The sequence below is a fragment of the Streptomyces recifensis genome (assembly GCF_002154615.1).
In the GTDB taxonomy this organism is placed as follows: domain Bacteria; phylum Actinomycetota; class Actinomycetes; order Streptomycetales; family Streptomycetaceae; genus Streptomyces; species Streptomyces griseoluteus.
Genome location: NZ_MUNH01000171.1, coordinates 1 through 9,997 on the forward strand (window position 1 = coordinate 1; position 9,997 = coordinate 9,997).

Consider the following 9,997-nt stretch of genomic DNA (forward strand, 5'->3'; position numbering starts at 1 on the left):
CGCCGAGTCGTCCCCGGCGCACACCCGCCCGATCAGCGAGCCGATCGGCCGGGGGTGCGCCGGGGACGACTCGGCGTACGAGGAGCTGTACCGGCGGCACGCGGACGCGGTGCGGCGCTACGCGCGCACCTGCTGCCGGGACGGGCACACCGCCGACGACCTCACCGCCGAGGTGTTCGCCCGCATGCTCCAGGCGGTGCGCGGCGGTTCGGGTCCCGAGTTCGCGGTGCGCGCCTATCTGCTGACCTCGGTGCGCCGGGTCGCCGCGCACTGGACGCAGTCCGCCAAGCGCGAGCAGCTGGTGGACGACTTCGCGGTGTTCGCCCAACAGGCCGCCAGGGCGGCCGAGGTGGCCGACGACACCGGCTCCCCGGGTGCCTTCGGCGCCGATCTCGGTGCCGACGTACGCGCGATGCACGAGGCCGAACGGACCCTGGCCATGCAGGCGTTCCGCTCGCTGCCCGAGCGCTGGCAGGCGGTGCTCTGGCACACCGAGGTGGAGGACGAACCCCTCGCCGTGCCCGCCGCGCTGCTCGGGCTGGACGAGGAGAGCACGGCCGTCGAACTGGCCCGCGCCCGGGAACGGTTGCGCGAGGAGTGCCTGCAGACCCACCGCGAACTCGCCCCCGACGCCGAGTGCGGACGCTACCTGCGGATGCTGGACGTCACCTTCCGGCGTGGCGGCGGCCTCGCCATGGACCCGGACCTGCGCGGCCACCTGGACGGCTGCGGCCACTGCGCCCGCACCGCCGACCAGCTCGCCCGCTTCCACGACGGACTCCCCCTCGCGCTCGCCGAGGCCGTGCTCGGCTGGGGCGCCGCCGCCTACCTCGCCGCCCGCGCCGACGACAGCGCCGCACCACCCGCACCGGCGTCGCCCCTGCCCGCCGGCGGCGAGGAGTTCGTACCTCCGACGGCACCCGCCGAGGAGCTCGTACCCCCGCCGGCACCCGCCGAGGCTGACCGGGCTCCCGTGAGCCGTACCGCCCACCGCGCGGCCCGGCGAGACGCCGCGAGCAGGCGTCCCGCAGACCTCCACCGCGCCCGAAGCCCCCGGGACAACCCCGCCGGCGCCCACACCGGCACCGACGAGACCGACGACACCGGCCCCCACGGCGAGCGCCTCGGCGCCTCCGCCAGACGGCAAGGGCCTCTGTGTGCCCGTACTCGGTGTGTGCCTGGAACTCCGGTAGGAGCCCTCAGCCCGTCTCGCCGCGCCGCGCCAGCAGCCACGGCTCGACCATGCCCAGGCCGCGCACCGAGCGCTGCCACATGGGCTGGAGGGCGAAGCGGTAGTCGGGAGGGGTCTCGCCCTCCTTCTCGGCCGTCGCGGCGGCCTCGGCCGCTTCGGCCTCGGAGGCGGGGGCGACGCCCGTGCGGATGAGTTCCTCCGCGAAGGCGCTGTCGACGAGGACGGCGTCGCGGGGAGCGATCGAGGTCAGCCGGGAGGCGAGGTTCACGGTCGTGCCGAAGACGTCTCCCATGCGCGTGGTGACCGTGCCGAAGGCCATGCCGACCCGCAGCTCGGGCATCGTCTCGTCGTTGGAGAGCGTCTCGACCAGGCGGAGGGCGATGTCCGCGGCGGTGGCCGCGTCGTCGGCGACGTAGAGGACCTCGTCGCCCAGAGTCTTGATCAGGCGGCCCCCCCGCGCGGCGACCAGGTCGGCGGCGGTGGTCTCGAACGCCTCGACCAGCTCGCCGAGTTCCTCCTCCTCCATCCGCCGGGTGAGCCGGGTGAAGCCCACGAGGTCGGCGAAGGCGACGGCGAGCCGCCGGTCGACCATCTCCGCGTCGTCCACGTTCTGCACCACCCGCCCCGCGGACGCGGCGAGCTGGCGGCGCCAGACGTAGACGAGGAACTCCTCCAGCTCGGGCAGGAGCAGCTCGATGATCGGATACGTGACCTCGGTGCGGGTCATGCCCGGCTCGGGGGGCTCGGTCAGCCCCTCCAGGAAGGAATCGATCTGCCATTCGGCCAACCGGGCGGTGGTCTGCCCGGTGGAGCGCGCCACCTGCACCGCCATGGCCTCGCTGAGCAGCCCCGCCTCGACCAGACCGGCCAGCCGCCGCAGGGCGAGTACGTCGGCCTCGGTGAGCGCCTTCGCCTGGCCTATGTCGGCGAAGCCCATCGCCCGCCAGAAACGGGACGCCAGCTCCATGGAGACACCGGCACTGCGGGCGGCCTGGAAGGGGGTGTAGCGGCGCTCGGCGCCGAGGATGAGCTGTTCGAGGCGGAGGGCGAGCGGGTCGTCGCCGGGGTCGGGGGCGTCGGGGTCCACCCGGCCCTCCGCGCCCGCGCCGGAGCCCGTGTCGTCGACGCTCACGCCTGCTGCCCTTCCGATCTGCCGCGGTCAGGTACCGACCGGCCTCAACTCTACGGCAGGTGTGCGCCAGCTCACTCCGCCGGGACCGCCCACCGGACGCACTCTTCACCCCTGGGAAGCACCGTCCGGCGCGCACCGCGCACGACGGGGGCGCGGTGCGGCGTCCCCACGCCCCTCTGCCCGCTTTCCGGGGCCGGGAACGCCTGTCCCGCCGCCGGACACCGCCCGCTACGCCGGACGCAGATGCACGATGTCCCCGGCTCCCACGGCCTCCCGCACACCCTCCGCCGTGGCGATGACCAGCCGGCCGTCGCCGTCGATCGCGACCGCCTCGCCCAGCAGCGCCCGGTCGCCGGGAAGCTCCGCGCGGACCTGGCGGCCGAGGGTGGCGCAGCCGGCCGCGTAGGTCTCCTGGAGGGTGCTGGTGACGGGGTCGCCACCGGCGGAGCGCCAGCGGTCGTACCAGGTCTCCAGGGAACGCAGCACCGAGCGGAGCAGGGTGTCGCGGTCGGTGGACACCGCGTCGGCCAGCGCCAGCGAGCCCGCCTGCGGGACGGGGAGTTCGTCGGCGCGCAGGGAGACGTTGAGGCCGACACCGACCACCACGCCGTCCTCGCCGGCGCGCTCGGCCAGGATGCCGCCCGCCTTGCGCTCCTCGCCGCCGACGGTGACCAGCAGGTCGTTCGGCCACTTCAGGGCCGTGTCGACCCCGGCCGCGCGGGACAGGCCGGTGGCCACGGCGACGCCGGTCAGCAGGGGGAGCCAGCCCCAGCGCTCCAGGGGGACCTCGGCGGGGCGCAGCAGGACGGAGAAGAACAGGCCCGAGCGCGGCGGAGCCGTCCAGCGCCGGTCCAGCCGCCCGCGTCCGGCCGTCTGCTCCTCCGCGACCAGCACCGCGCCCTCGTCCGCCGCGCCGGAGGCCGCGCGGGCGACGAGGTCGGAGTTGGTGGAGCCGGTGCGCTGGACCACGTCGACCGAGGTCCACAGCCCGCCCTCGTGCAGGAGCCCGCGGCGCAGCGCGGTCACGTTGAGCGGCGGACGGTCCAGGTCGGACCAGCGGCTGGGACCTGAGGCATTGTGCGGCGTCATGCAAGTAACCCTAGGTGTGGGAAAGACCGCACTCCTGAGAGGCGGGCCCCGCACTACGCTACGGATGAGTAATCGTCCCCCCTTTTGAGCAGGCAGGGAGCCGCATCCCGATGTCCGAGCCGGAAGAGCGTCACGACACCGACATCCACACGACCGCCGGGAAGCTCGCGGATCTCCAGCGGCGTATCCACGAGGCGACGCACGCCGGCTCGGAACGCGCGGTCGAGAAGCAGCACGCCAAGGGCAAACTGACGGCCCGTGAACGCGTCGAACTCCTCCTGGACGACGATTCGTTCGTCGAGCTGGACGAATTCGCCCGCCACCGTTCCACCAACTTCGGCCTGGAGGCGAACCGCCCGTACGGCGACGGTGTCGTCACCGGGTACGGCACGGTGGACGGCCGCCCCGTGGCCGTGTTCTCCCAGGACTTCACCGTCTTCGGCGGCGCCCTCGGCGAGGTGTACGGCCAGAAGATCGTCAAGGTCATGGACTTCGCGCTGAAGACCGGCTGCCCGGTCATCGGCATCAACGACTCCGGTGGCGCCCGCATCCAGGAGGGTGTCGCCTCGCTGGGCGCGTACGGCGAGATCTTCCGCCGCAACACCCACGCCTCCGGAGTGATCCCGCAGATCAGTCTGGTCGTCGGCCCGTGCGCGGGCGGCGCGGTCTACTCCCCGGCGATCACCGACTTCACGGTGATGGTCGACCAGACCTCGCACATGTTCATCACCGGCCCCGACGTGATCAAGACGGTCACCGGTGAGGACGTCGGCTTCGAGGAGCTGGGCGGCGCCCGCACCCACAACACCAACTCCGGCGTGGCCCACCACATGGCGGGCGACGAGAAGGACGCGATCGAGTACGTCAAGCAGCTGCTGTCGTACCTGCCGTCCAACAACCTCAGCGAGGCCCCGGTCTACCCGGAGGAGGCGGACCTCGCGCTCAGCGACGAGGACCGCGAGCTGGACACTCTCGTGCCGGACAGCGCGAACCAGCCGTACGACATGCACACCGTGCTCGAACACGTCCTGGACGACGGGGAGTTCTTCGAGACGCAGGCCCTGTTCGCGCCGAACGTCCTCACCGGGTTCGGCCGGGTCGAGGGGCACCCGGTGGGGCTGGTGGCCAACCAGCCGATGCAGTTCGCGGGATGCCTCGACATCAAGGCGTCCGAGAAGGCCGCCCGGTTCGTGCGCACCTGCGACGCGTTCAACATCCCGGTGCTGACCTTCGTGGACGTGCCGGGCTTCCTGCCCGGCGTGGACCAGGAGCTGGACGGCATCATCCGGCGCGGCGCCAAGCTGATCTACGCCTACGCCGAGGCCACCGTCCCGCTGATCACCGTCATCACCCGCAAGGCGTTCGGCGGCGCGTACGACGTCATGGGCTCCAAGCACCTGGGCGCCGACCTCAACCTGGCCTGGCCGACCGCGCAGATCGCGGTGATGGGCGCGCAGGGCGCGGTCAACATCCTGCACCGCCGCACCATCGCCGAGGCGGAGACCGCCGGCACGGGCGAGGAGACGCGGGCGCGGCTGGTCCAGGAGTACGAGGACGCGCTGCTCAACCCGTACGTGGCGGCCGAGCGCGGCTACGTGGACGCGGTGATCATGCCGTCGGACACCCGCGGCCACATCGTCCGCGGGCTGCGTCAGCTCCGTACGAAGCGGGAATCCCTCCCTCCGAAGAAGCACGGCAACATCCCCCTGTAGGACAGCGCCGACGGGAGCCGTCATGAACATCAAGGTAGTACGAGGCAACCCGACCCCGGAGGAGCTGGCCGCCGCCCTGGCGGTGGTCCGCGCCCGCGCCGTGGCGGCGGCCGAGCAGCCGTCCGGCGCGGAGGGGCCGCGCGACGCGTGGTCGGACCCGGCGCGCATCGCCACCCGGCGCCTGCCCCGGCCGGGGCCGGTGTCCTGGTCCCGGACCTACTGGCCGGGCTGAGCGGGAACCTGAGTACGGGTACTCAGGCGCGCGGGCCGGCCCGCGCCCCACGCTGGAGCCATGCTGTGGTCAGACCCCGAGAACGAGCCGCCCGAGGAACTCCGTCACATGGAGGAGAAGCTCAGGCGGCTCGGCCTCTTCATGGCCCTGGCCATGGTGCTGGCGATGATCGTCATCGGGCTGAGGTGAGGAGAGGTCCGGCGCTAGGCTGATCGCATGACAGACCAGCGGCGCCGCCTCGTTCTCGCCTCCCAGTCCCCCGCCCGGCTGGGTCTGCTGCGGCAGGCCGGGCTGGCGCCCGAGGTGATCGTCAGCGGAGTCGACGAGGACGCCGTCACCGCCCCCACCCCGGCCGAGCTGGCCCTCGCCCTCGCCGAGGCCAAGGCGTCCGTGGTGGCGGCCCGGCCCGAGGTGCAGGGCGCGCTGGTGATCGGCTGCGACTCGGTGCTGGAGCTGGACGGACAGGCGCTCGGCAAGCCCGCCGACGCCGAGGAGGCCACCGCCCGCTGGAAGGCGATGCGCGGCCGCGCCGGGGTCCTCCAGACCGGTCACTGCGTCTGGGACACCGCCGCCAAGCGGTACGTCTCCGCGACCGCCTCCACCGTGGTCCGCTTCGGCGAGCCGACGGACGAGGAGGTCGCCCGCTACGTCGCCTCCGGCGAGCCCCTCCACGTCGCCGGGGCCTTCACCCTGGACGGCCGCTCGGCGCCCTTCATCGAGGGCATCGACGGCGACCACGGCAACGTGATCGGCATCAGCCTCCCCCTGGTCCGCAAACTGCTGCGCGAACTGGGGGTCGGGATCACGGAGTTGTGGGCGCCGTCCGAGTGATGTTCGGCGTGTCGGCCGTACGGTCCTGAGGGTCACCCGTAGGGGTGGACGTGGGCTTCGGTTCCGGGGCGGCCGCCGGGGCGCCTCCCGCGCCGGGCGTGTCGCCGGCCGGACGGGCGCCCGTGTCACGCGGACGGTCGTACGTCACCAGCAGCAGCACCAGCAGGGCGAGGACCACCATCATCGCCAGGAACGCCCCCGGGCCCACCAGGCCCCACGCGACCGCGCCCAGCAGCCCGTGCACCACGGCGGCGCTGATCAGCAGGACCCGGCCGAGGCCGGCCGGGGCGCGGTCGCGCACCGCGACCAGCAGGGCCACCAGGGCGCAGAAGGCGAAGTAGAGCCCGAAAAGCACGGCTCCCACCTTCGAGGACGTCGCCATCACATCGGGGTCGAGCCCGGCCAGGGACATCCGCTGGTTGTCCACCACCACGCCGAGCAGCCAGTTCACCGCCGCGATGCCGACCGCCTCGGCCAGCAGGACGACCGTCACGAGCCATGCCACCGGTCTGCGCACCACCGGCCCCACCCCACCTTCGCCGCCGCCCCTGCGCGGATCGCCTGTTACCGGCAGTACGCCGGATCAGCGCGAACGCTACTCATGGGTAGAACGGGGGACAAGACCTCGGGCGGCGGCAAAGAATCATTGGGCCATTCGTAGGGACTCCACAAAGAAACCGCGTGGCCCGCAGCACGCTCTCACAGAGACCTTGGCCACATGGCGGGGCTAGGGTTTTCCGGTGGAGTCCTGCGTACCGAGGTGCGACAAGGGCTTTCGCGGGTCGAGCGGGCCACGCATCACGCTCCGTGTGGGCAAGCTCACCATTGGGGACGGGTCGATGTGCCGTGTCGGCTGTCCCTAAACTCGGCTTGTTTCAAGGAGGGAGCCTCAATCGTGCGCAAGGTGCTCATCGCCAACCGTGGCGAAATCGCTGTCCGTGTGGCGCGGGCCTGCCGGGACGCAGGCATTGCGAGCGTGGCCGTGTACGCCGACCCGGATCGGGACGCTCTGCACGTCCGGGCCGCGGATGAGGCGTTCGCCCTGGGCGGTGACACTCCGGCCACCAGTTACCTGGACATCGGGAAGGTCCTGAACGCCGCCCGGGAGTCCGGCGCGGACGCGATCCACCCCGGCTACGGCTTCCTCTCGGAGAACGCCGAGTTCGCCCAGGCCGTGCTGGACGCGGGTCTGACCTGGATCGGCCCGCCGCCGCAGGCGATCCGGGACCTCGGTGACAAGGTCGCCGCCCGGCACATCGCGCAGCGCGCCGGTGCCCCGCTGGTCGCCGGTACGCCGGACCCGGTCTCGGGCGCGGAGGAGGTCGTGGCCTTCGCCAAGGAGCACGGCCTGCCGATCGCGATCAAGGCCGCCTTCGGCGGTGGCGGTCGCGGCCTGAAGGTCGCCCGCACCCTCGAAGAGGTGCCGGAGCTGTACGACTCGGCGGTCCGCGAGGCCGTCGCCGCCTTCGGCCGGGGCGAGTGCTTCGTGGAGCGCTACCTCGACCGTCCCCGGCACGTGGAGACCCAGTGCCTGGCCGACAAGCACGGCAACGTGGTCGTCGTCTCCACCCGTGACTGCTCGCTCCAGCGCCGCCACCAGAAGCTCGTGGAGGAGGCCCCGGCGCCGTTCCTCTCCGAGGCCCAGGTCGAGGAGCTGTACCGGGCGTCCAAGGCCATCCTCAAGGAGGCGGGCTACGAGGGCGCCGGCACCTGTGAGTTCCTGGTCGGCCAGGACGGCACGATCTCCTTCCTGGAGGTCAACACCCGCCTCCAGGTCGAGCACCCCGTGACCGAGGAGGTCGCCGGGATCGACCTGGTCCGCGAGATGTTCCGCATCGCCGACGGCGAGGAGCTGGGCTACGGCGACCCCGAGCTGCGCGGGCACTCCTTCGAGTTCCGCATCAACGGCGAGGACCCGGGCCGTGGCTTCCTGCCCGCCCCCGGCACCGTCACCCGCTTCGACCCCCCGGCCGGCCCCGGTGTCCGGCTGGACGCGGGCGTGGAGGCCGGATCGGTCATCGGCCCGGCGTGGGACTCCCTGCTGGCCAAGCTGGTCGTGACCGGCCGCACCCGCAAGGAGGCGCTGGAGCGCGCAGCGCGGGCGCTGGACGAGTTCCAGGTCGAGGGCATGGCCACGGCCATCCCGTTCCACCGTGTGGTGGTCCGGGACGCGGCCTTCGCGCCGGAGCTGACCGGCTCCGAGGACCCCTTCACGGTCCACACCCGCTGGATCGAGACCGAGTTCGTCAACGAGATCAAGCCCTTCACCGCCCCCGCCGACGCGGAGGCGGACGAGGAGCTGGGCCGTGAGACGGTCGTGGTCGAGGTCGGCGGCAAGCGCCTGGAGGTCTCCCTCCCCTCGTCGCTCGGCATGTCCCTGGCCCGTACCGGCCTCGCGGCCGGCGCCAAGCCCAAGCGCCGCGCGGCCAAGAAGTCCGGCCCCGTGGCCTCCGGCGACACCCTCGCCTCCCCGATGCAGGGCACCATCGTGAAGGTGGCCGTCGAAGAGGGCCAGACCGTCCAGGAGGGCGACCTCATCGTCGTCCTGGAGGCCATGAAGATGGAACAGCCCCTCAACGCCCACCGAGCCGGCACCGTCAAGGGCCTCCTCGCCGAGGTCGGCGCCTCCATCACCTCGGGCGCCCCGATCTGCGAGATCAAGGACTGACGCGCTCCGCCGCAACGTGGTGAACGCCCGGCCCCGAGCCGGGCGTTCGTCATTTCCCGGTACGCATCTGCCGGTGCCTCTCCTCCGCCACCCGCAGCAGCAGCGCGCGCAGCCGTTCGCGGGAGCGGCCACGGGTCTTGACGGCATGGCAGTTGGGGCAGAGCGCGACCATCTGGCCGGGGTGGTCGCGGCCGCCCAGGGTCAAGTCCCGCACGTGGTCGACCTCCAGCAGCGGCAGCCCCCGGTCGGTCCGCTCGGCGGGGTGCCCGCCGCACTCCGGGTTCTCGCACCGGCCCTCGCTGCGCCCCAGCACCAGCAGCCTCGCCGCCGAGGAGCGTACGGGCCGGCTGCCCGCGGCGGGCGACCGCTCGCCGTGCCGCCGCTCCTCCGTCAGCTCCAGCAGACGGCAGCCCTGTTCGTACTCGGCGGCCGTGACGAGCCAGGGCTCCGGGTCGCCCGGGCGGGCCTTCGGCCACTGGAGGTCCAGCGGGTCCGGCTCCGGCTCGGCGGCCACCCCGGGTCCGGCGTACGGCAGCCCGAGCCGGGCGAGCAGGGGCGCCGGGTCGCGCTCCGCGAAGTACAGCTCCAGCAACTGCTCCTGCACGGCGAGCCGCGCCACGGCGGAGTCCCGGAAGAGGTCGTACACCTCCTCGGTGGGGCCGCCCAGTGGCTGCCGCTCGGCGAACCATGGGCGCGGGTCGCCATGGGCGGTGGGCGCGTCCTCCTGGCCCGGCAGGGACCACAGCCCGTCCTGCCTGAGGGACGCCACCGGGTAGTGCGGCCGCGCGGGCACCCCCGCCGCCGCCAGCGCCTCGCCCAGCTCCCGCTCCGTCCCGGCCCAGGACAGCAGCCGCTCAGCGCCGCGCCGGGCCCGTCCCATGGCCCACAGCAGTGTCACCGGCTTGTACAGCGCCGGCCCGCCGGAGGAACGGTTCACCCGGAGGTGGGTGAGGCGGTGGAGCAGATCCTCCGGGGCCGTGCGGGTGGGGTGCGCCTGAGTCATGCCCGGCACCCTACGCAGGGTGTGCGGGTGACGGCGTACCCCGTCGAGGCGCTACCTGCGGCGCAGGTCGGCCACTCGGGGGCGGTCGGTGGGCTGGTCGCTGAGGACTCCGCGGAGGGCGGAGCCGGGGACCTGGCC

The 9,997-nt window shown here is 73.1% G+C and carries 9 protein-coding genes and 1 pseudogene; 6 read left to right on the forward strand and 4 right to left on the reverse strand.

Annotated elements, in window-relative coordinates; translation table 11 throughout:
* Window positions 1–31: 31 nt before the first annotated feature.
* A pseudogene (locus CCN33_RS33750) lies at window positions 32–895 on the forward strand (RNA polymerase sigma factor); the annotation flags it as partial.
* 304 nt (window positions 896–1,199) lie between these two features.
* Here the strand turns inward: CCN33_RS33750 and CCN33_RS10915 are convergent.
* Entirely contained in the window at window positions 1,200–2,324 is a 1,125-nt protein-coding gene (locus CCN33_RS10915) for an adenylate/guanylate cyclase domain-containing protein (protein ID WP_086693445.1), read from the reverse strand.
* Window positions 2,325–2,552: 228 nt separating this feature from the next.
* Complete coding sequence (locus CCN33_RS10920; RefSeq protein WP_086693446.1) at window positions 2,553–3,413, reverse strand: biotin--[acetyl-CoA-carboxylase] ligase; 861 nt, start codon at window positions 3,411–3,413, stop codon at window positions 2,553–2,555.
* A 110-nt stretch (window positions 3,414–3,523) separates the two neighbouring features.
* On the opposite strand from CCN33_RS10920, the gene CCN33_RS10925 reads away from it, so the two are divergent.
* From CCN33_RS10925 to CCN33_RS10940, 4 genes are read left to right on the forward strand one after another with little or no spacing between them, the layout of a single operon-like run.
* Entirely contained in the window at window positions 3,524–5,125 is a 1,602-nt protein-coding gene (locus CCN33_RS10925; RefSeq protein WP_086693447.1) for an acyl-CoA carboxylase subunit beta, read from the forward strand.
* A 22-nt stretch (window positions 5,126–5,147) separates the two neighbouring features.
* Entirely contained in the window at window positions 5,148–5,357 is a 210-nt protein-coding gene (locus CCN33_RS10930) for an acyl-CoA carboxylase subunit epsilon (RefSeq protein WP_086693448.1), read from the forward strand.
* 60 nt (window positions 5,358–5,417) lie between these two features.
* Complete coding sequence (gene mmpB / locus CCN33_RS33505) at window positions 5,418–5,546, forward strand: morphogenic membrane protein MmpB (RefSeq protein ID WP_086693449.1); 129 nt, start codon at window positions 5,418–5,420, stop codon at window positions 5,544–5,546.
* Window positions 5,547–5,573: 27 nt separating this feature from the next.
* On the forward strand, window positions 5,574–6,188 hold the full coding sequence (locus CCN33_RS10940; protein WP_086693450.1) for a Maf family protein: 615 nt from the start codon (window positions 5,574–5,576) through the stop codon (window positions 6,186–6,188).
* On the opposite strand, the gene CCN33_RS10945 is transcribed toward CCN33_RS10940, so the two are convergent.
* Window positions 6,160–6,717 carry a hypothetical protein gene (locus CCN33_RS10945; RefSeq protein ID WP_244173754.1) on the reverse strand — a complete coding sequence of 186 codons (558 nt, stop codon included), beginning with the start codon at window positions 6,715–6,717 and terminating at the stop codon, window positions 6,160–6,162. The genes CCN33_RS10940 and CCN33_RS10945 overlap by 29 nt on opposite strands.
* Before the next feature lie 366 nt (window positions 6,718–7,083).
* Between CCN33_RS10945 and CCN33_RS10950 the strand changes: the two genes are divergently transcribed.
* Window positions 7,084–8,856 carry an acetyl/propionyl/methylcrotonyl-CoA carboxylase subunit alpha gene (locus CCN33_RS10950; RefSeq protein ID WP_086693451.1) on the forward strand — a complete coding sequence of 591 codons (1,773 nt, stop codon included), beginning with the start codon at window positions 7,084–7,086 and terminating at the stop codon, window positions 8,854–8,856.
* Between the two features lie 49 nt (window positions 8,857–8,905).
* Here the strand turns inward: CCN33_RS10950 and CCN33_RS32485 are convergent, their stop codons facing one another.
* A complete protein-coding gene (locus CCN33_RS32485; RefSeq protein ID WP_208621709.1) occupies window positions 8,906–9,859 on the reverse strand; it encodes an HNH endonuclease signature motif containing protein in 954 nt (317 codons plus the stop codon).
* Window positions 9,860–9,997 lie beyond the last annotated feature (138 nt).

Excerpts from the sequence above, each read along its gene's own strand:
- CCN33_RS32485 (WP_208621709.1), bottom strand. The coding sequence starts at position 9,859 with ATGACTCAGGCGCACCCCACCCGCACGGCCCCGGAGGATCTGCTCCAC.
- mmpB (WP_086693449.1), top strand. The coding sequence starts at position 5,418 with ATGCTGTGGTCAGACCCCGAGAACGAGCCGCCCGAGGAACTCCGTCAC.
- CCN33_RS10940 (WP_086693450.1), top strand. The coding sequence starts at position 5,574 with ATGACAGACCAGCGGCGCCGCCTCGTTCTCGCCTCCCAGTCCCCCGCC.
- CCN33_RS10925 (WP_086693447.1), top strand. The coding sequence starts at position 3,524 with ATGTCCGAGCCGGAAGAGCGTCACGACACCGACATCCACACGACCGCC.
- CCN33_RS10920 (WP_086693446.1), bottom strand. The coding sequence starts at position 3,413 with ATGACGCCGCACAATGCCTCAGGTCCCAGCCGCTGGTCCGACCTGGAC.
- CCN33_RS10930 (WP_086693448.1), top strand. The coding sequence starts at position 5,148 with ATGAACATCAAGGTAGTACGAGGCAACCCGACCCCGGAGGAGCTGGCC.